The organism is uncultured Veillonella sp., from assembly GCF_934230905.1.
GTDB lineage: Bacteria > Bacillota > Negativicutes > Veillonellales > Veillonellaceae > Veillonella.
Window position 1 is genome coordinate 19,364 of record NZ_CAKQFJ010000018.1, and the last position, 23,340, is coordinate 42,703.

Sequence of the window (23,340 nt, forward strand, 5' to 3'; positions counted from 1 at the left end):
ATGAATCCTTATATAAGAGAAATTGTTGATAAAACTAATTTATTACAGTCTTATCAATCTGAAGAGGGAACTCTAATAAATGTTGAGAATCGTGATAGAGTTCGTACTATTTTGTGTGATATTGTAAATAATATTGAAGCATTAAATGATGAGTTTATTTCAGCAGAGTATAAGAGTGCATTAATTAGCGATATAAATACATATATTGAGTCAGATTATCAAAATTTATGTTTTGATAACTCTGTAAGAGCACTTAAAAAGGTAGAAAATTTATCGAAATTTTTCTTTTGGGGGCCATTGCGTCTAGCTAATGGGCTACGACACGGATGGAAGTTTGAAACATTTTTATCTATTCGTGAAGAACCTATGGAGAAAGAATTTGATATTATGTATAAAACCTATTCACATCCTAAAAATATATGTCAATCTTCAAAGTTGTTAATAGGGAGTAATGGTGTAGAATTAGGTAATAATATTGTATTCTTTCCAGAAAATGTAAAATCAAATATTAAGTTTAAAAAGCAAAGTTGTGCGGTTTTTTTCTTTGATAAGTTTTACGATATATATAATACGATAACATTACCGCTTATTGATAAAATAGGATTGGGGAATTTGGCATCTAGCAGTAGAGATATTGATAGAAATGTAACTTATAATGCTAGATGTGTTTGGGGGTATCTTCATGATTACTATCATCATCAAGGTGTATTACCTTTTGATGAACATATTCAGTTGAAGACTAATTGGTATGTAGGTGTATTGGAAGAAATAAAAGTAGATGTACAAACATTATTAGCCCTTTCGATGGATTTTACTTTGCCATATCGGAATATTGTTTTTGAGTTTGTATTGCTTGATAGAGTTTTCAGATATACACAAGAGGTTAATATATATAGGAATTTCGATTCAGCTACATCATTTTTTATTATACAATATTTGTTGAATCATGATGTGATTTTAATTAAGAATGATAAATTAGAAATTAATTTATCTAAGATGATTGAAAAATTAAAAGTTTTGGTAAAAGAGATTGAAGAGATAGAAGGTCAATTTACTGATGATGAAGATACTTTTAAGTGTCAATGTAAAAAATACTTTTTCAAGACTTTAGAGGTACCTAAAACTCCTAATGATTATTATGCTATATCAGGCCAATTAGCTTTAAATTTAGTACAAGTTGGGATTTTATAGTTATAACTTATATTGTGAACAGATACCGTATGCAAGTATAAAAAAATAACGTAATTATGCTTGCATATATACTTGCAAACATATATAAATACTGGTGAACCTAGATAAATACTGACTTTGGCTACACACTTCTAAGCCGTGGGTCGGGGGTTCGAATCCCTCCTGGATCACCAAAGAAATTAAGCGAAGTCTCGATATGACTTCGCTTTTGTTTTTATTGCTATAAATATATTGCTAATTAGTGTACTTGACCATATAATAAAGATAAAGAATAGAAGGAGGCGGTACATACATGGCTACAAAAAGTTTTTTAAAAAATGTAACTATTAAGAAGAAAAAAGATTGTAGTAAGCTTTTACATGCGTTAGAGAGTGCGCAAAAGCAAAAAAATGTTCCTGTTGAATTTTCTAGATCTTATTCCTTGGCTACTAAAGACGAAATTGATAAGATTTTCATATGATAGGATTTAAAGTTGTTAATCTAGATTTGCTTTTACAAGTTAAATCTGAGAAGCAAATTAGAAGAATTTTAAACGACTTTGAGAGTCCTCTAAATCCTGATATAGAGAATTTTTTAAAATATAAAGCTGTTGAATTTTCGAAATCAGCAATTGCAAAAACCTATCTAGTCATGGCTTCTTATCAAGGTGCAAACAAGATTGCTGGATATTTTTCAGTATCGGGTAGCAAATCTTTTGTTGTAAAAACAAAGGGAAATGAAATTAGTAAGAGTATGAAAAGAAGGTTTAATAAGTTTGGCACTTATGATGCTGTTTTGAAACAGTACCATATCGCGGCGCCGCTTATAGGACAACTTGGAAAAAATTATAAATATAAAGAGCTTATCACTGGTGATGAATTACTAACCATGGCTGTAGATATGTTACGCCATGTTCAATCTTTAGTTGGTGGTAAATTTATTTATTTAGAGTGTGAAAATAATGAGAAGTTGATAGAGTTCTATATTAGGAACGGATTTAAATTATTTGGTGAACGTAGCTTGGATTCAGATGAACAAGATTTTGCGGGACATATGCTAATTCAACTCTTAAAATATTTATGATTAGCATTAAAATTTATACTAAAAAAGGTGAATGGAGATTCCATTCACCTTTTTTATTGTCACGAATACTTGGTAAAAGAATAAATGTGTTTTCCAATTTTATAACCTTTCAAAAATCCAGTATTTATCTATGTTTCTACGATACAAATTATACCTGTTGAAATAAAAGTCAAAAATAGTTAAAAATTTTCTTTTTGACTTATTGATTTTTTGACTTATTAGGTTTATTATAATGACATAAGGTTGAGGAAACCTAGAAATAACACAAGAAATTTAATAGACAAAATAGTCAAATAGTTAAGCTTGTAGTAAAACATAAGTGAGGTAATATATATGAACAACAATTTCAATAGTTTTGGTAGCGAATTTGGTAGCATGAATGATTTGTTTAATCAATTGATGAGTAATATGGGTGGTTATTCCACAGAAAATCGTCGTTATAAAATTAATGGTCGTGAAGTAACTCCTGAAGAGTTTGCTTATTATCGTCAAACTGGTCATTTGCCTACTAGTGAAGAAATCCAAGCTGCACAAGCAGCAGCACAACAAGGCCAAATGAAAAAGGATGGGATTCTTGCTCGTTTAGGTACTAATTTAACAGAAGAAGCACGTAATGGTAAACTTGATCCCGTTATCGGTCGTAATAAAGAAATTCAAGAAACTGCAGAAATCTTAGCACGTCGTACAAAAAACAATCCAGTGTTAGTTGGTGATGCTGGTGTTGGTAAAACGGCTGTTGTAGAAGGTTTGGCACAAGCCATTGTCAATGGTGATGTACCTGCAGCAATTAAAAATAAAGAAATTATATCCATTGATATTTCTGGTTTGGAAGCAGGTACACAATATCGTGGTTCCTTCGAAGAAAATATCCAAAACCTTATCAAAGAAGTTAAGGCCGCTGGTAATATTATTTTGTTCTTTGATGAAATCCATCAAATCTTGGGCGCCGGTTCTACAGGTGATGGACAAGGCTCTAAGGGTTTGGCAGACATTTTAAAACCTGCTTTATCCCGTGGTGAATTAACAGTTATTGGGGCTACTACACAAGATGAATATCGTAACACAATCATGAAAAACGCAGCCCTTGCCCGTCGTTTTAATGAAGTAAAAGTTAACGCACCATCTGCAGAAGATACTTTCAAAATTTTACAAGGTATTCGTCCATTGTATGAAGCGCATCATAACATTGAATTACCAGATGCTGTTTTGAAAGCTGCTGTAGATTATTCTGTACAATACATTCCTCAACGTAGCTTGCCAGATAAAGCCATCGACTTGATTGATGTAACAGCCGCTCACTTAGCATCACAACATCCTGTAACTGATATCAAAACATTGGAAGCAGATATTGCAGAAGCTAAAGCAAAACAAGAAGAATATGCTCAAAAAGAAGATTATGAATCCGCTATTAACGAAAAAATGCGTATTCAAAAGTTACAAGAAGAAATCGACAAGCATACTGATAATCAAAAGGTTGTAGCTAAGGTTAATGATGTAGCTGAAGCAGTAGAACGTATGACAGGTATCCCTGTTTCCCAAATGGGTGCATCGGATATTGAACGTTTGAAAGATATGAAATCTCGTTTACAAGCTCATGTAATCGGTCAAGATAAAGCGGTAGAAGCTGTTTCTAAAGCTATACGTCGTAACCGTGCAGGCTTTGACGAAGGTAACCGTCCAATCGGTAGCTTCTTATTCGTAGGTCCTACTGGTGTTGGTAAAACAGAATTGGCTAAACAATTAGCGCTCGATATGTTCGGCAACAAGGACGCTATCATCCGCTTGGATATGTCAGAATACAGTGATCGTACCGCAGTATCTAAATTGATTGGTGCTACAGCTGGTTACGTTGGTTACGAAGATAACTCTAACACATTGACTGAACGCGTTCGTCGTAATCCTTACTCCATTGTATTGTTCGACGAAATCGAAAAAGCAGACCCTCAAGTTATTACATTACTCCTTCAAGTATTGGACGATGGTCGTTTAACAGATGGTCAAGGTAATACAGTCAACTTTAAAAATACTGTTATCATCGCTACATCTAATGCAGGTTTCGGTTATGGCAGTGACAATGATGATGAAAACAAAGTTGATGTAATGGACCGTATTGCGCCATTCTTCCGTCCTGAATTCTTGAATCGTTTCAATGCTGTTATTGAATTCAATCAATTGAGTAAAGAAGATTTGAAGAAAATCGTTGATTTGATGCTCGATCAAGTTAACAAAACTTTGGCTAAAAAACAAATTACCTTAGATGTAACTGATGCAGCTAAAGATTTGTTGATGGAACAAGGTTACGATAAAACAATGGGTGCTCGTCCATTACGTCGTGTTATTGAATCTGAAATTCGCGATAATGTAACTGATTACTATTTAGATCACATCGATGCGAAACACTTGTTGGCTGATGTTGTGGATGGCCACATCGTTATCAGCGATAAGGATGCTGCTAATACATCTGATGATAAAAAATCTGCAGGTGACAGCAAACAAGCTGATGGTGCTGCAAAGTAATCTTATAACACAATATTGCTTAATATAACAAAAAAGGCTCTTAAATAAGAGCCTTTTTTGTATGAAAGGGGAGTCTTACTACCTATTTTGTTTAGAACGTTTATGGTAGTAAGTGCTTGCGGAAGGTATAGTACCATCGGTGGCAGGTACCATAACAAATTTGTAGATAATATATCTACGAAAAGTAACATACGATGTTTTTATGAAATAAAGATGAATATATATAAAATATTTGATATATAATATACACGATATACATTACATTGAGGCTATGTAACCTATTTAGTTTTTCTTTTGAACCAGTCTTTTATAAGACGTAAAAAAGAAAAGGTCTTGCATTTGGTATTGAAAAAGAGTAAGATAAACACATAATTTAATAATAAGTATGCAAGGGAGCCTATATATAGGCTGAGAAAGGGCTGTGAGCACCTGACCTTTATACCTGATCGGGATCATGCCCGCGTAGGAAGCACGTTGACATAAATTACGGGTATCGATTCCATATCGATACCCGTTTTAGTTTTGCATACTTATTTTGTGTGTTATTCATATAGGAGGTTGTTATGTATACAACACAATTAGAAGCTGCTCGTCAAGGATGTATTACACATGAAATGAAAATAGTAGCAAAACAAGAAGGATTAGATGTAGAAGTATTGCGAGAATTAATTGCGCTTGGACAAGTTGTTATTCCTTGTAATAAGCTTCACACTAGCATTGCCCCACAAGGTATTGGTAAACGGTTAAGAACTAAAATTAATGTAAATTTAGGCACCTCTAAAGACGTAACAGATTATGATAGTGAAATTGAAAAGGTTCAGCGCGCCATTGCATTAGGTGCAGAAGCCATTATGGACTTATCAACACATGGTGATACACGTATTTTTAGACGTAAATTAATCGAAACATCCCCTGTTATGATTGGTACCGTACCTATTTATGATAGTGTTATTCATCATAAGAAAGACTTAGGGCATTTGACGGCACAGGATTTTCTAGACACGATTCGTTTACATGCAGAAGATGGTGTTGATTTTATCACCATTCATAGTGGTATTACACGTAAAACAATCGACCAAATTAAACATCATAAACGTAAACTTAATATTGTAAGTCGTGGCGGTAGCCTTGTATTTGCCTGGATGAGCATGACAGGACAAGAAAATCCATTCTATGAATACTTTGATGAGATTCTTGCTATTTGTAAAGAATATGATGTAACTATATCACTAGGTGATGCTTGTCGACCTGGTTGTTTAGCTGATGCTACTGATGTATGTCAAATTGAAGAATTGGTACGTCTTGGTGAATTAGCTAAACGGGCTAAAGAATTTGGCGTACAGGCGATGATTGAAGGCCCAGGTCATGTACCTCTTAATCAGGTTCAAGCAAACATGGAGTTACAAGATTCTATTTGTTCTGGCGCTCCATTTTACGTGTTAGGACCACTAGTAACCGATATTGCCCCTGGATATGATCATATTACAGCTGCTATCGGTGGTGCCGTAGCAGGTATGCATGGAGCCTCCTTCTTATGTTATGTAACACCAGCAGAACATTTGGCTTTGCCAAATGCAGATGATGTTAAACAAGGAATTATTGCTTTCAAAATTGCCGCTCATGCAGCGGATATAGCCCGCGGTATTCCTAACGCCCGTGATATTGATGATCGTATGGCGGAAGCACGGCAAAAATTGGATTGGGAAGCTCAATATGCGTGTGCGTTGGATCCAGATACAGCGCGTGCCATTCGTGACAGCCGTGCGCCAGAAGATGATCATAGTGATACCTGTTCCATGTGTGGTAAATTCTGTGCCGTTCGTAGCATGAATAAAGCCTTAAAAGAAGAATATATCGATATTTTATAATGACAGAGTGTATAGGTGGCGAAACATATGCAGATTACAGTAAATGGTAAGATGCAACAAATTACGCATAGTCAATTGGATGCTGTATTAGAAGAATTAGGCTATGCTCATATTCGTTGTGTTGTAGAAATGAATGGCAACATCATCAATCCTAATAGCTATACGACAACTATTGTGACTGATGCTGACCGATTAGAAATCGTATCGTTTGTTGGAGGTGGTTGAGATGTCGGATACATTCGTAGTAGGTAACCGAACATTTAATAGTCGTTTGTTGGTAGGTACTGGTAAATTTAGTTCTTATGATGTGATGAAAGCTGCCGTTGATGCGTCTGGTGCGGATATTGTAACTGTTGCATTAAGACGTGTTGAATCACAAGATATGAAAGGGAATATGCTTGATTATATTCCTAAAGATGTTAATCTCTTACCTAATACATCAGGAGCTAGAAGTGCCGAAGAGGCTGTTCGGATTGCCCATATGGCCCGTGCCTTAGGCTGTGGAGATCTTATCAAAATTGAAGTTGTAAAAGATCAAACCTACTTATTACCAGATAACTTAGAAACAATTAAAGCCACTGAACAATTAGCAAATGAAGGCTTTGTCGTATTCCCATATATGAGCCCTAATCTAATGGATGCAAAGCGATTAATAGATGCTGGTGCCGCTACTGTTATGCCGTTGGCTTCACCGATTGGTAGTAATCGAGGGTTAGAAGCAAAAGGGTTGATCGAAATCTTAATTCGCGAGCTTGATATTCCAATTATTGTGGATGCGGGGATAGGACGCCCATCCGATGCAACGATTGCCATGGAAATGGGGGCTAGTGCAGTACTTGTTAATACGGCTATTGCTACAAGTGCTAATCCAGCATTGATGGCAGAAGCCTTTGCGCAAGCTGTTGAAGCAGGACGCAAGGCCTATCTTGCTAAATGTGGGCGAGTACAAACAATAGGTAGTGCCTCTTCACCGCTTACCGGCTTTTTAGGAAAGCAAGGTGAATAATATGTCTTTTGTTGATATTGTACGCCAAGTTTCTGATGAACAATTGATGCAACGATTACAACAGGTAACGGATGATGATGTAGTGGCTACGTTACATCGTGAATACCTCGATATGGAAGACTTTCTTGTATTGGTTTCACCAGCGGCTCGGCATCACTTAGAAGAGATGGCTCAATTAGCGCATCAACGAACGATACAACAATTTGGTTATACGGTACAACTCTTTACACCTATGTATATTGCTAACTACTGTGATAATGGTTGTGTATATTGTGGGTATAGTCATCATAGCCGTATTGTACGTGAAAAATTATCCTTAGAGGATATTCTTAAAGAAGCACATATTATAAAACAGTCTGGATTAGAACAAGTGCTTGTGTTAACGGGTGAATCTAGTACATATAGTCCTCCGTCCTATATAAAATCAGCTGTAAAAGCTCTAGTAGATATATTTAGTGCTGTAAGCATTGAAGTGTACTCCTTGTCTTTAGAGGACTATCAAGACTTAGTGGCTATTGGTGCTGATGGGATGACCATGTTCCAAGAAACGTATAATCCTGTATTGTATAAGCAATTACATCCATTTGGACCGAAAAGCGTATATGACGTACGAATAGATACCCCTGAGTTAGCTTGTCGTGCTGGGTTTAGAAATGTTAATATCGGAGCGTTGATGGGACTCGATCAGTGGCAAGTAGAAGCCTATAAAACAGCACTTCATGTAGACTATTTATTACATAAGTATCCCGATGTTGAAATTTCTGTGTCGGTGCCTCGCATTCGACCTTGTGCTGTTGGCTATTCACCTAAACATCCAATGGATGATGTATCCTTGGTACAATACATTTTAGCGCTACGTCTTGTATTCCCACGCATTGGTATTACCTTGTCATCGCGTGAAAACCAAACTATGCGAGACCATCTCGTTGGGTTAGGTATTACAAAAGTATCTGCTGGTGTTAGTACATCGGTAGGTGGTCATAGCAAAGAAGATGATTCTGATCAATTCGTGATTAGCGACACAAGAAGCGTTGCAGAAATGGAAACAATGCTTAGAACACAAGGTTATCAACCGGTTTATAAAGATTGGCAAGTATTTTAGGAGGTCGATATGCGAGAAGCAACCGAATTTGAACGAGCATTATCGAAGTTCTATGGTACAAAAGAATTAGAAGCCTTGCAACAGGCTGTCGTAGGTATCTTTGGTGCTGGTGGCTTAGGATCTAACTGTGCTGTTAGTTTAGCCCGTAGTGGGGTGACCCATTTTATTTTAGCCGATTTCGATGTGGTTGAATTAGGTAATTTAAACAGGCAATACTTCTTTCCTCACCACGTGGGACAGTATAAAGTAGATGCCTTACGTGATATATTGTTACAAATCAATCCCGCCATAGAGGTCACTGTATATAAGGAAAAGTTGACGGCACAAACAATTCCTCAAATCTATAGCAAGGCGCATATTCTTGTAGAAGCCTTTGATGGTGTGGACGCTAAGCAAATGTTTTTTGAATCTACCCTCGAAATGAAACAGCCTAAGGTCATGGTATCTGGATTGGCGGGGATTGGAAACTCTGATGCCATTCGGATTCAAGCGTTAGGAGACTCTATGTATATGGTAGGTGATGGTGTATCTGGTATTGATACATATCCACCGTTTGCCCCCAAAGTGGCTATTGCGGCCAATAAAGAAGCAGATATTGTATTGTCCCTTATTTTAGGTCGTCCTATCGTGTAGGAGGTATCATATGTTGCTACGAAAAGAACGATTACAAGCTGTAAAAGAACAATGTCCTATTTATGGGATTACAGGCGGTAGCCGTGACGTTGTATCGCTAGTACAAGATATGTTGTCCGCTGGTATTCGGATTATCCAATATCGCGAAAAACATAAGACAGGTGTGATTCGCTATCAAGAAGCTATGGTATTGCGTCAATTAACCAAACGGTATCATGCGCTACTTATCATTGATGATTATGTAGATTTGGCGATAGCCGTACATGCTGATGGTGTTCACGTAGGCCATGATGACTTACCGCCTAGCGTAGTTCGTCGTTTGGTAGGACCAGATATGTTAATTGGTTGGTCTACCCATAGCATTGAGGATTTGAAAGCGGCTAATCGTTATAAAGACGTATTAGACTATGTTGGGACTGGACCTGTTTTTCAAACGCCGACTAAACCTAATGCAGTCCCAGTAGGCCTCTCCTATGTTCATTGGGCTGCTCGGTATAGTCGTGTACCCATTGTAGCTATAGGTGGTGTTAAAACAGACAATGTTGAATCAGTTTGGCAAGCACAGCCAGATTTTATTTGTGCCGTGTCAGAACTTAATGAATCGCCTTGCATGAAGGATACAGTACAGCAATTATTGAAAGGATATACATATATACGATAATTGTTTATCTTATAACCATATGTTGATGACTAGTTGTAGAAATACATTCATCAACATATGGTTATTATTTTTTTAAGAATTTTGTATACATAGTCCATAGTGTTGATTATTTATGAATGGGTTTTGTATAATCAATATAGACAATTCTATAGAATATATAGATTATGTGAAGTCCATAACAGTAGAGAGGAGTATACATATGTCTCACTTTATAGATCTTAATAGTGATTTAGGTGAAAGTTTTGGTAATTATACATTGGGTATGGATGCGGATGTGCTTGATCATGTGACTAGTGCGAATGTAGCTTGTGGATGGCATGCAGGTGATCCACTCATCATGGATGCTACGGTACGCATGTGTAAAGAAAAAGGAGTGGCTGTAGGAGCTCATCCAGGATATCCAGATTTAATGGGCTTTGGTCGCCGTAAAATGGCAGTAAATCCTGATGAGGCCCGCACGTATATGACTTATCAATTAGGTGCATTACAAGCATTTTGTCAGCAACATGGTGTCGAATTACAGCATATGAAATTACATGGTGCATTTTATAATATGGCCTGTGTAACACCAGAACTTGCTGATGCAGTGTTAGACGGATTGCAAGCGGTCAATCCTAAGATTCGAGCTATGGTGCTGAGTGGTAGTTATATGGCACAAGAGGCAGTACGCCGTGGTATTCCTGTTATTCAAGAAGTATTTGCTGATCGTGGTTATACGGATAATGGGACATTGGTGCCACGGACGGAAGCGGGTGCTTTTGTCAAAGACCCACAAGAAGCTCTCGAACGTGTACTCATGATGGTTACGGACGGTAAGGTTGTAACAAATACGGGAAAAACTATTGATATTGTGGCCGATTCCGTCTGTGTTCACGGTGATAATCCAGAGGCGATAGCTTTCACAAAATATATACGTGAAGGTCTTACTAAGGCCGGTGTAGTAGTTGCTAATTTTCAAAGTAGATAGAAGGAGTATGTATGAAACCTATTACAGGTAAAGCAAGTTTATCTGTCCTCTTGGGGGCAGCATTTTTGATGGCCACATCATCCATTGGGCCAGGGTTTATGTTACAAACCGCCGCATTTACAGGCGAGTTAAAAGCGGATTTTGCATTTGCTATTATTATTTCTGTTATTTTCTCCGTTGTAGCCCAACTCAATGTGTGGACCATTATTGGTGTATCCCAAATGCGGGGGCAAGATATTGCCAATAAAGTATTACCAGGTCTCGGTTATGTGGTAGCCTTTTTGATTTCTCTAGGTGGCCTTGCCTTTAATATAGGCAACATTGGCGGTGCCTCTATGGGTCTTAATATTGTATTCGGTATCGATACGACAACGGCGGCTGCCATTAGTGGTATATTGGGTATTCTTTTATTTGCATCTCCTAAAATGGGGGGCGTATTAGATAATACAGCGAAGGTATTGGGCACAATTATGCTCGTTCTTATCGGATATGTAGCATTCTCTACGAACCCACCTGTTGCAGAGGCGGCTACTCATGCGATTATGCCTGAGAACTATCCTTGGTTGGCGACAATTACCCTCATCGGTGGTACCGTAGGTGGTTACATTACATTTTCTGGTGGTCATCGCTTAATTGATGCGGGGATTACAGGCCGTGAACATATGAAAGACATACGTCGTGCGGCAATTATGGGGATGTCTGTTGACGCAGTCGTGCGCGTGTTGCTATTCTTAGCCGTACTGGGTGTTGTTTCTATGGGATTTGTTTTAGATCCTAAAGATCCAGCAGGTTCTGCATTTTTATTGGGCGCTGGTGAAATCGGTCATAAATTATTTGGTATCGTATTTTTCTGTGCTGCGTTGACCTCTGTTGTAGGGGCAGCCTATACATCAGTGTCATTCCTTAAAACACTATTTAAAGTGGTGGAACGAAACGAAAAATTAACTATTATGTTGTTTATCTTTATTTCTACATGTATTCTTATTTTTATTGGCAAACCAGCTACTCTTTTGATCGTAGCCGGATCCGTAAATGGCTTGATTTTGCCTGTTACATTGGCTGTTATGTTGTTGGCAACGCGTAAAACTGATATTGTAGGCAATTATAAACACAATACGGCATTATATTACGCTGGTTGGATTGTAGTACTTGTAACCTCTTATATCGGCATTACGTCCTTACAAGGTATTGCAAAATTATTGGGTTAGGTGGACTGTATGAATCCCGTAATTACACCTGTTGGAGATAGTGCCATCTCCATCGAATTTGGTCAAGTGATTGACCCTAACATTAATCAACATATACGCCAAACTGTTGAGGGTATTCAAAACCTTCATTTAGAAGGTATCGTGGAAATGGTGCCCACCTATTGTGCACTGCTCATTCAATACGATGCATTGCGTTATACCTATACTGAGATTTGTCATATTCTTGAGCCCATTTGTAATCAACCCGTTACGGCTTCTGAAAATGAACTCGTAACAGTGGTAGAAATACCGACTGTCTATGGTGGCAAATTCGGTCCTGATCTAGGATTTGTAGCATCTCATAATCAATTAACAGAGGATGAGGTAGTTACTATTCATAGTGGTACAGACTACCTTGTATATATGATGGGCTTTATTCCTGGATTTACTTATCTAGGTGGTATGGATCCGCGCATCGCTACTCCTCGCTTATCTTCTCCGCGCACCGTGATTCCCGCAGGCTCTGTAGGTATCGCTGGAGAGCAAACGGGAACCTATCCATCAGATTCTCCAGGCGGATGGCAAATTATTGGACGTACCCCTGTTTTGATGTACGATATGAATCAAGAACAGGCGGCACTCCTTAAGGCCGGGGATTATGTGCGGTATGTGCCTATTGATGAAAGGGCATTTCATTCTATTGAACAGTTGGGTCCTAAATTCTTACCCACTGTACACCATATAAAGGTAGGTGAACTTCGTGGCAGCAAGTGAATATAATCATGCTTCTTTTGAAGTCACCTCTCCTGGTATGATGACGACTGTGCAAGATGCGGGGCGTGTGGGCTTTCAGCAATATGGTATGCCCGTAGCAGGCCCTATGGATTCTGAAAGCTATTATATTGGTCAAGCTCTTGTAGGAAATACAACACCAGTAGGGGCTTTGGAGTGTACATTGCTAAGTCCTACCTTGAAAGTACATGGTACGTGTATTGTAGCTTTCACAGGCGCTGATATGAAACCTACTATTAACAACGTGGAAGTGCCCCGGTATATTCCATTTATTTGTCATGACGGAGATATTATTTCTGGCGGTTTTAGCCAATGTGGGGTGCGTATGTATATTTCCTTTGCAGGGGGTATCGACGTTCCTAAAATTAATGGTAGTGTATCAACACACACGAAGGCGAAAATAGGTGGATTCCATGGCCGTCCCTTAGCGGCAGGTGATGAAGTACCTTTAAAAGATTGCAAGTCACAGGATAAACATATTTGTGATTTTGATGGACAAATAAATCATCTATTTAATGTGGCCTTATTCAATCGCGGTGGTCGTGAATGCCATGAACCTCTACGGGTAGTTCTTGGGGCACAAGCTAAGTGCTTTACAGAAGAAGGCATTCGTAACTTTAGTAATGAACTCTATACATTGACCATACAGTGTGACCGTATGGGATTCAGATTAGATGGAGCCATTATAGAACACGTGGCGGGCGCTGATATTATTTCTGATGGTGCTGTATTTGGATCTATCCAAGTCCCATCAGATGGTAATCCTATCGTTTTAATGGCGGATCGCCAAACAACGGGTGGGTATACAAAAATTGGCACTATTATTACTGCTGATTTACCTAGACTTAGCCAGTTGCCTATCGGGGATGGAATTACCTTTGATATTGTATCCGTGGAAGAGGCACAAGAAATTTATAGGGCTTATGCCGAACATTTACATAATCGAATTCAATTAGCGGAGCAACAAAGTCAGTATGTGTTTACTTTGAGTTAGTAGTTACTATAATATGTGTCATCTGTAGGAAATCCCACTGTACTAGATACTAATGTGTATAGATATATTAGTACAATTAGTGCAACAATTATTGACGTTTAAGTTATGAGTAATAAGTATTTGTTGTGTTTTGTTATTAACTAAAAATAAATATGCAAAATGTAAAAAACAACCACTCAGTTAAGTGGTTGTTTTTTAGTTTAAATAAAACATAAGTATTAAAAACATTAAATATCTGAATATATAAAATTAGATAAACGATAATAATGCACAAATATATAAAATTAGTAACTTAAAATATAATCATAATGAAAATTAAATGAAAATATATAAACTTAAAAATAATTTATTTATAGTTTGGGCAATTGATAATCATATTTATGATGATAAATATTTATATTAAATGAAATTTTATACATAAAAATATAGAAAATACATTATAAAGTAGCGTTAATACTAAATATCGAAAAAAATAATATGCTAGTAAATATTCTGATATGATATTAAATGTAATTGCCTATTAATATATAAATATGATAAAATCATGAAGAGGAATCATAAAAGCGTTTTTATGATTTTTTTTAGATTATATGAAACTACCTGATTGAGAGATAGTATTTATAGTTTTTAGAGTCGTTAGTGAAATAAGGGAATAACATGAATAAGATATTTAAAGTTATTTGGTCTAAATCCAAACAATGCTATGTAGTCGTATCAGAAATGGCTAAAAATACAACAGGAAAAAAGAAAATTATTGTAGCTAGTATTTTGGCTACTTTAGCGATGCAAACAGTTAGTATTACAAATGTACAAGCTATTAATGAAAGCGGTACGGGTACACAAGCGTCAGTAGCGATAGGCTATGGTAGCCAATCAAAAGGTACTACCGTTGGATCAACAGTTAATCCATCTGTTGCAGTAGGTACTGGATCTTATGCAGAAGGAAATTCGGCACTTGCACTAGGTACTAGATCTTGGGCTAAGGGTTCATATAATGTGTCCGTGGGGCGTGAAGCAACTTCAAGCCAAGACTATGGTATTGCCGTTGGCTATCAAGCTAATGTTTCGGCAATACATGGGATGGCGTTAGGCGAACGAGCAGCTGCCTCAGGTCAAATAGCTGTAGCTGTTGGTGCTAATGCTAGAGCTACAGGGACTAACTCCTTTGCGGGAGGATTTAACTCCGCATCTGGTGGGACTAGTTCTGTGGCCTTAGGCGAGTCCGCTACATCTAGTGGTGAAACTTCTGTAGCGATAGGTAAGAATACTGTTGCAAGTGATGGTGATGCAGTGTCCATAGGTACATCATCGCAAGCCACTGGTGCAGATTCTGTTGCATTAGGGAAGAATGCTAAAGCAAGTAATGGTGATACAATTGCCATTGGCCAAGATTCAGTAGCCGATTTGCTTAATGGTGTAGCATTAGGTAAAACAAGTAAGGCTACTGGTGCCTCTGCGACTGCTTTGGGGCCGCAAAGTACGGCTTCGGCTACATATGCTGCTGCCATTGGGATGAATTCCGTTGCAAACCAAGAGTATGCTACAGCTATTGGTGGTAGTTCGCAAGCTACTGTGCAACGAGGTGTTGCACTAGGTGCATATTCTGTTGCAAGTACCGCATCAGGTGTAGCTGGATATGATGCTAATGCAAATCGTACAAATAAATATGCTGGGTTAACGGGGAAAGCCTTGACAAGTAGCTGGGGTGCTGTTTCTATTGGCGATGGTACGAATACACGTCAAATTACAGGACTTGCAGCTGGTACAAAGGATACAGATGCTGTTAACGTAGCTCAACTTAAGAGTGTTAATTTAGCTTTCACAGGAGATAATAACTCCAGTGGAGATGTTAATTTAGTGAACAGTAAGTTAGCAATTACCGGCGATAACACATATATAACAACAGCCGCAGCTAATCAAGGTTTAACTATTAAAGCTAAAAAAGAAACTATAACTGTTAGCAATGGTACTGCCAGTGCCAATATAGGGGTGGCTGACGCTAGAAATGTAGCAGATGCAATTAATCAAGCGAACGCAGAGCAAAAAATTAGCTACAAAGCTAATAATGATACGGCTAAAAGTGTTAAATTGTCTGATGGCCTCAAATTTACAGATGGCACCTCTACGGTTGCTACTGTAGGTAATAATGGCCAAGTTACTTATGATTTAAATGGGGCGACTAAAAAATCAATTTCTGATTCTGAAGCAGCTGTAAAACGCCATATTTCTTTAGGAGCGGATAGTGGTACTGCTTCTAGTCAATCTTTAAGTAGTAATCATGTAGATTTTAATGTTAAGGGCGGCAATGGCTCTTTCATTTCTACATCTATGAGTGGTAATACAGTTTTAGTTAATACAACAAGAGGTACTATTCATAGTGATTCGGCAGGGAATGCTTCTTTGTCTGGCAATGATGGATTAGCAACAGCTCAAAATGTAGCTACTGCTATTAATCAGGCTAAAGCAGGGGCAGCCTGGAAATTATCTGCTAATAATGGTGGTGCGGAAACTATATCAGGTGGAGATACAGTAGATTTCGCGAATGGTAATAATATTGAAGTTTCCCGAAGTAGCAAAAAAATTACTATTAAAACAAAAGATGACATGACTGTCAATTCGTTAAAGGCTAATAATAGCTTAAGAGTAGGCAATGATACAACGATTGATTCTTCAGGAATTCAGTCGAATAGTGTTAAGACTGGCAATACCACTATGAATACAAGTGGTTTGACTATTTCTGGTGGTCCATCTGTAACGACTGCAGGTATCAATGCAGGGAACAAAGCTATTACTAGTGTAGGTAGTGGATTAGGTAATGATTCTAATGCTGCTACGGTAGGTGATGTGAAGAGCCTTGTGAATGGTCTTGGAAGTAATTCATTTAAGTTAATGGCTGATTCCACATCGACAACAGCACAGGCACTTAATAAGTCTGGTGGATTATCCTTTAAAGTGGCTGGCGATAGTGATTTAATATCAACAAGTGCGACCGGTGATACGGTGAAAGTATCGATTAGCAAAGGATCTCTAACAAATAATACAGATGGTACCGTTAATGCCAATAAAGCAGGTGTGGCTACGACTGGTGATGTAGCCACTGCAGTTAATGATGCTGTTGCAAAGGCTACGGGAGCACAAGGTCTTACTATTACAGATGGGACACATAATGGTAAGATTAATCTTAAAACACAGTCATTAGCTATAACTGGTACTAATGGTGTAGATGCAACTGTAAATAATCAAAATCTTACCGTAGGATTAAATACAGCCACAAAAACGGCGATAGATAATGCACAAACAGCCGTTAATCGAACTATTTCTCTTGGCGCGGATAGCGGTACTGCTTCGAGTCAATCCTTAAAAGATGGCAATGTAGCGTTCAATGTGAAAGGTAAAACAGGGGATTACATCACTACTGCAATGAATGGTAATACTGTTGAAATCTCTACGACTCGCGCCACTATTAATAGCAATGCTTCAACTGGGGCTACTTCTGTAACAGGTGCAGATGGTTTAGTAACTGCTAAAAATGTATCTGATGCGATTAATAAAGCAGCTGAAGCTGCTAAGAGTGGTGCCGCTTGGAATTTAACAACTAATTCAAGTGCTTCGAATAAAACCCTCGTTCAAGGTGGTGATACGGTAGATCTTGTGAATGGCGATAATATCGAAATTAGCCAAGATGGTACTAATAAAAAGAAAGTCACTATTAAGACGAAAAAAGATTTAACCGTAGATTCCATTGTGGCTAATAAATCTGTTACCATAGGTAGCGGTACCAATCAAATTCGTTTAGATGGTACAACTGGTGCTGTTACTGGTAATACCTTTGCAGGCAACTCATTCACAGCTGGTAATTCCGTATTAAATACAACAGGATTCCATATTACAGGTGGTCCGTCTGTAACGGCTGCTGGTATTGATGCTGGTAATAAAGCGATTACTAATGTGGCTAGTGGATTAGGTAATGATTCTAATGCTGCTACGGTAGGGGATGTGAAGGGTCTCGTAGATGGTGTTGGTAAAAATACATTTACGTTAGCAGCTGATACTACATCGACAACAGCACAAGCACTTAATAAGTCTGGTGGATTATCCTTTAAAGTGGCTGGCGATAGTGATTTAATATCAACCAGTGCGACAGGAAATACGGTTACCGTATCGATTAGCAAAGGCTCGCTAACGAATAATACAGATGGTACTGTGAATGCCAATAAAGCCGGCGTGGCTACGACTGGTGATGTAGCTACTGCAGTTAATGATGCTGTTGCAAAGGCTACGGAATCGCAAGGTCTTACTATTACAGATGGTGCCAATACTGGTAAGGTTAATCTTAAAACACAGTCATTGAATATAATCGGTACTAATGGTGTAGATGCAACTGTAAATAATCAAACTGTTACGGTGGGATTAAATACAGCAACAAAAACAGCGATAGATAATGCACAAACAGCCGTTAATCGAACCATTTCTCTTGGTGCAGATAGCGGTACTGTTTCAAGTCAATCTTTGAAAGATGGCAATGTAGCTTTCAATGTGAAAGGTAAAACAGGGGACTATATTACCACGGCTATGAATGGTAATACCGTTGAAGTTAGCACTCAACAAGCAACACTATCTAATAATGCTACGACCGGTGCTGCTACTGTTACTGGTAATGATGGTTTGGTAACGGCTAAAAATGTGGCAGATACCATTAATGCAGTGGCAGATAAAATTAAGACGAGCGCCGCATGGAAATTAACGACGAACTCTAGTGCAACGGATGTAACCGATGTGAAGAGCGGAGATACTGTAGATTTTGTGAATGGCGATAATATTGAAATTAGCCAAGATGGTACCAATAAAAAGAAAGTCACTATTAAAACGAAAAAAGATTTAACGGTAGATTCTGTAGTAGCTAATAAATCTGTTACCGTAGGTAGTGGTACTAATCAAATTGGTTTAGATGGTACGACTGGTGCCGTTAGTGGTAATACCTTTGCAGGTAACTCCTTCACAGCTGGTAATTCCGTATTAAATACAACAGGGTTCCATATTACAGGTGGTCCATCTGTAACGGCTGCTGGTATTGATGCTGGTAATAAAGCGATTACCAATGTAGCCAGTGGTGGTACAACCCGTTCTAATGCGGCTACCGTAGGTGATGTACAAGATGCTGTAGCTAATTTGTCACAAAACCTCAATATTACAGATGGTACCAACAATGGTACAGTAGATCTTAAGACTCAAAAATTGAATGTGGCAGGTGCAAACGGTGTAACCGCTACTGTTAATAACCAAACCATTACAGTTGGTTTAGATACTAATGTGGTGAACGCTACCACTAAAGGTATTGGGTTAACAGGAGATACTGGTGCTACAGGTAATAAATATCTTAAAGACGGCGATGTATCCTTTGCTGTTACAGGCGATAGTAATTTGGTGAGCACGAAAGCGACAGCTGCTGGTGTACAAGTATCTGTAGATGCTTCTAAAATTAAAGATTTAGCGGTCGGTGCCGTAACGGTTAGCAAAGATACCACCCAAACAGATAATCCGATTACTGTAACGCCAACAACGGGGACTAATGCTAAAGATTACGCTATTGGTATCGATACGGCAAAATTAGCGACTAAAACAGATTTTACCTATCGTGCCAATAATGATACCGATGCGAATGCGAAGAAAGTATCCTTAGCGAAAGGACTTAATTTTGTAAATGGTACTGGTACAGAGGCAACCGTAGGTACGGATGGTACGGTATCCTTTGGTTTAGATACAGCCACAAAAACGGCCATAGATAATGCACAAACAGCCGTAAATCGTACCATTTCTCTTGGTGCAGATAGCGGTACTGCTTCGAGTCAATCCTTAAAAGATGGCAATGTAGCGTTCGATGTGAAAGGGAAAACAGGGGACTACATCACTACCGCTATGAATGGTAGTACTGTTGAAATCTCTACGACTCGTGCCACTATTAATAGCAATGCTACAACTGGGGCTGCTTCTGTAACAGGTGCAGATGGTTTAGTAACCGCTAAAAATGTATCTGATGCTATTAATAAAGCGGCTGAAGCCGCTAAGAGTGGGGCTGCTTGGAATTTAACAACTAACTCTAGTACTACCGATACAACGTTGGTACAGGGTGGCGATACGGTAGATCTTGTGAATGGCGATAATATCGAAATTAGCCAAGATGGTACTAATAAAAAGAAAGTCACTATTAAGACGAAAAAAGATTTAACGGTAGATTCTATTGTGGCTAATAAATCTGTTACTGTAGGTAGTGGTACTAATCAAATTAATTTAGATGGTACGACTGGTGCCGTTAGTGGTAATACCTTTGCAGGTAATTCCTTTACAGCTGGTAATTCCGTATTAAATACAACAGGATTCCATATTACAGGTGGTCCATCTGTAACCGCTACCGGCATTGATGCTGGTAATAAAGCGATTACCAATGTAGCCAGTGGTGGTACAACTCGTTCTAATGCGGCTACCGTAGGTGATGTACAAGATGCTGTAGCTAATTTGTCACAAAACCTTAATATTACAGATGGTACCAACAATGGTACAGTAGATCTTAAGACTCAAAAATTAAATGTGGCTGGTGCAAACGGTGTAACCGCTACTGTTAACAACCAAACCATTACGGTTGGTTTAGATACAGCCACAAAAACGGCCATAGATAATGCACAAACAGCCGTAAATCGTACCATTTCTCTTGGTGCGGATAGCGGTACTGTTTCGAGTCAATCTTTAAAAGATGGCAATGTAGCGTTCAATGTAAAAGGTAAAACAGGGGACTACATTACCACGGCTATGAATGGTAATACCGTTGAAATTAGCACTCAACAAGCAACACTTTCTAATAATGCTACAACTGGTGATGCCACTGTTACTGGTAATGATGGTTTGGTAACGGCTAAAAATGTAGCTGATACTATTAATGCAGTAGCGGACAAAATTAAGACAAGTAGCGCATGGAAATTAACAACGAACTCTAGTACAACGGATGTAACCGATGTGAAGAGTGGTGATACGGTAGATCTTGTTAATGGTGATAATATCGAAATTAGCCAAGATAGTACTAATAAAAAGAAAGTCACTATTAAGACGAAAAAAGACTTAACGGTAGATTCCATTGTGGCTAATAAATCTATTACCGTAGGTAGCGGTGCTAATCAAATTAGTTTAGATGGTACGACTGGTGCCGTTAGTGGTAATACCTTTGCAGGTAACTCCTTTACAGCAGGTAATTCCGTATTAAATACAACAGGATTCCATATTACAGGTGGTCCATCTGTAACGGCTGCTGGTATTGATGCTGGTAATAAAGCAATTACCAATGTGGCTAGTGGATTAGGTAATGATTCTAATGCTGCTACAGTAGGTGATGTGAAGGGTCTCGTAGATGGTGTTGGTAACAATACATTTACGTTAACAGCTGATACTACATCGACAACAGCACAATCACTTAATAAGTCTGGTGGATTATCCTTTAAAGTGGCTGGCGATAGTGATTTAATATCAACCAGTGCGACAGGAAATACGGTTACCGTATCGATTAGCAAAGGCTCGCTAACGAATAATACAGATGGTACTGTGAATGCTAATAAAGCAGGCGTGGCTACGACTGGTGATGTAGCTACTGCAGTGAATACAGCTGTTGCTAAAGCTACTGGAGCTCAAGAACTCACGATTACGGATGGCACAACGGATGGTACAATTAATCTTAAAAATCAAAAATTAAATGTGGCAGGTGCAAATGGTGTAACTGCTACTGTTAACAACCAAACCATTACGGTTGGATTAGATACTAATGTGGTAAACGCTACTACAAAAGGTATTGGCTTAACAGGAGATACTGGGACTACAGGTAATAAATACCTTAAAGACGGCGATGTATCCTTTGCTGTTACAGGCGATAGTAATTTGGTGAGCACGAAAGCGACAGCTGCAGGTGTACAAGTATCTGTAGATGCTTCTAAAATTAAAGATTTAGCAGTCGGTGCCGTAACAGTTAGCAAAGATACTACTCAAACAGATAATCCGATTACTGTAACGCCAACAACGGGGACTAATGCTAAAGATTACGCTATTGGTATCGATACGGCAAAATTAGCGACTAAAACAGATTTTACCTATCGTGCCAATAATGATACCGATGCGAATGCGAAGAAAGTATCCTTAGCGAAAGGACTTAATTTTGTAAATGGTACTGGTACAGAGGCAACCGTAGGTACGGATGGTACGGTATCCTTTGGTTTAGATACAGCCACAAAAACGGCCATAGATAATGCACAAACAGCCGTAAATCGTACCATTTCTCTTGGTGCAGATAGCGGTACTGCTTCGAGTCAATCCTTAAAAGATGGCAATGTAGCGTTCGATGTGAAAGGGAAAACAGGGGACTACATCACTACCGCTATGAATGGTAGTACTGTTGAAATCTCTACGACTCGTGCCACTATTAATAGCAATGCTACAACTGGGGCTGCTTCTGTAACAGGTGCAGATGGTTTAGTAACCGCTAAAAATGTATCTGATGCTATTAATAAAGCGGCTGAAGCCGCTAAGAGTGGGGCTGCTTGGAATTTAACAACTAACTCTAGTACTACCGATACAACGTTGGTACAGGGTGGCGATACGGTAGATCTTGTGAATGGCGATAATATCGAAATTAGCCAAGATGGTACTAATAAAAAGAAAGTCACGATTAAGACGAAAAAAGATTTAACGGTAGATTCTATTGTGGCTAATAAATCTGTTACCGTAGGTAGCGGTGCTAACCAAATTACTTTAAATGGCACAACGGGCGCTATTCAAGGTAATACATTTGCAGGCAACTCATTCACAGCAGGTAATTCCGTATTAAATACAACAGGATTCCATATTACCGGTGGTCCGTCTGTAACGGCCGCTGGTATCGATGCTGGTAATAAAGCGATTACCAATGTAGCCAGTGGTGGTACAACCCGTTCTAATGCGGCTACCGTAGGTGATGTACAAGATGCTGTAGCTAATTTGTCACAAAACCTCAATATTACAGATGGTACCAACAATGGTACAGTTGATCTTAAAACCCAAAAATTGAATGTGGCTGGTGCGAATGGTGTAACCGCTACTGTTAACAACCAAACCATTACGGTTGGTTTAGATACTAATGTGGTGAACGCTACTACAAAAGGTATTGGCTTAACAGGAGATACTGGTGCGACAGGTAATAAATACCTTAAAGACGGCGATGTATCTTTTGCTGTTACAGGCGATAGTAATTTGGTGAGCACGAAAGCGACAACTGCAGGTGTACAAGTATCTGTAGATGCTTCTAAAATTAAAGATTTAGCAGTCGGTGCCGTAACGGTTAGCAAAGAT

General features: G+C 38.5%; 15 protein-coding genes and 1 riboswitch. All 15 genes read left to right on the top strand.

Going from position 1 to position 23,340, the window contains the following annotated elements:
* Entirely contained in the window at positions 1-1,191 is a 1,191-nt protein-coding gene (locus Q0E20_RS06255) for a DUF6421 family protein (RefSeq protein ID WP_295997873.1), read from the top strand.
* Between the two features lie 292 nt (positions 1,192-1,483).
* Positions 1,484-1,651: a hypothetical protein gene (locus tag Q0E20_RS06260; protein WP_295997877.1), complete on the top strand. Its 168-nt coding sequence runs from the start codon at positions 1,484-1,486 to the stop codon at positions 1,649-1,651.
* Positions 1,648-2,253, top strand: coding sequence for an N-acetyltransferase (locus Q0E20_RS06265; RefSeq protein WP_295997880.1), 606 nt, complete (start codon positions 1,648-1,650; stop codon positions 2,251-2,253). Before Q0E20_RS06260 ends, Q0E20_RS06265 begins: the two co-directional genes overlap by 4 nt.
* Positions 2,254-2,586: 333 nt before the next feature.
* Positions 2,587-4,770, top strand: coding sequence for an ATP-dependent Clp protease ATP-binding subunit (locus Q0E20_RS06270; RefSeq protein ID WP_295997882.1), 2,184 nt, complete (start codon positions 2,587-2,589; stop codon positions 4,768-4,770).
* Positions 4,771-5,149: 379 nt separating this feature from the next.
* Positions 5,150-5,256: riboswitch (TPP riboswitch) on the top strand.
* A 77-nt stretch (positions 5,257-5,333) separates the two neighbouring features.
* Complete coding sequence (gene thiC / locus Q0E20_RS06275) at positions 5,334-6,638, top strand: phosphomethylpyrimidine synthase ThiC (RefSeq protein WP_295997885.1); 1,305 nt, start codon at positions 5,334-5,336, stop codon at positions 6,636-6,638.
* A gap of 27 nt (positions 6,639-6,665) precedes the next feature.
* On the top strand, positions 6,666-6,863 hold the full coding sequence (gene thiS / locus Q0E20_RS06280) for a sulfur carrier protein ThiS (protein ID WP_060807837.1): 198 nt from the start codon (positions 6,666-6,668) through the stop codon (positions 6,861-6,863).
* Between the two features lies 1 nt (position 6,864).
* A complete protein-coding gene (locus tag Q0E20_RS06285; RefSeq protein ID WP_295997891.1) occupies positions 6,865-7,644 on the top strand; it encodes a thiazole synthase in 780 nt (259 codons plus the stop codon).
* Between the two features lies 1 nt (position 7,645).
* On the top strand, positions 7,646-8,746 hold the full coding sequence (thiH, locus tag Q0E20_RS06290; protein WP_295997894.1) for a 2-iminoacetate synthase ThiH: 1,101 nt from the start codon (positions 7,646-7,648) through the stop codon (positions 8,744-8,746).
* 9 nt (positions 8,747-8,755) lie between these two features.
* Positions 8,756-9,379 (top strand): sulfur carrier protein ThiS adenylyltransferase ThiF, encoded by a 624-nt coding sequence (gene thiF, locus Q0E20_RS06295; protein WP_295997896.1) that lies wholly within the window; start codon positions 8,756-8,758, stop codon positions 9,377-9,379.
* Between the two features lie 10 nt (positions 9,380-9,389).
* Positions 9,390-10,040: a thiamine phosphate synthase gene (thiE, locus tag Q0E20_RS06300; protein ID WP_295997904.1), complete on the top strand. Its 651-nt coding sequence runs from the start codon at positions 9,390-9,392 to the stop codon at positions 10,038-10,040.
* A gap of 199 nt (positions 10,041-10,239) precedes the next feature.
* Entirely contained in the window at positions 10,240-11,007 is a 768-nt protein-coding gene (locus tag Q0E20_RS06305) for a LamB/YcsF family protein (RefSeq protein ID WP_295997906.1), read from the top strand.
* A gap of 11 nt (positions 11,008-11,018) precedes the next feature.
* Complete coding sequence (locus Q0E20_RS06310) at positions 11,019-12,215, top strand: NRAMP family divalent metal transporter (protein ID WP_295997908.1); 1,197 nt, start codon at positions 11,019-11,021, stop codon at positions 12,213-12,215.
* Positions 12,216-12,224: 9 nt separating this feature from the next.
* On the top strand, positions 12,225-12,968 hold the full coding sequence (gene pxpB, locus Q0E20_RS06315; RefSeq protein WP_295997911.1) for a 5-oxoprolinase subunit PxpB: 744 nt from the start codon (positions 12,225-12,227) through the stop codon (positions 12,966-12,968).
* Positions 12,955-13,980 carry a biotin-dependent carboxyltransferase family protein gene (locus Q0E20_RS06320; protein ID WP_295997914.1) on the top strand — a complete coding sequence of 342 codons (1,026 nt, stop codon included), beginning with the start codon at positions 12,955-12,957 and terminating at the stop codon, positions 13,978-13,980. Before pxpB ends, Q0E20_RS06320 begins: the two co-directional genes overlap by 14 nt.
* A gap of 657 nt (positions 13,981-14,637) precedes the next feature.
* Positions 14,638-23,340 (top strand): ESPR-type extended signal peptide-containing protein (locus Q0E20_RS06325; protein ID WP_295997920.1); only part of this gene is annotated, 8,703 nt, incomplete at its 3' end.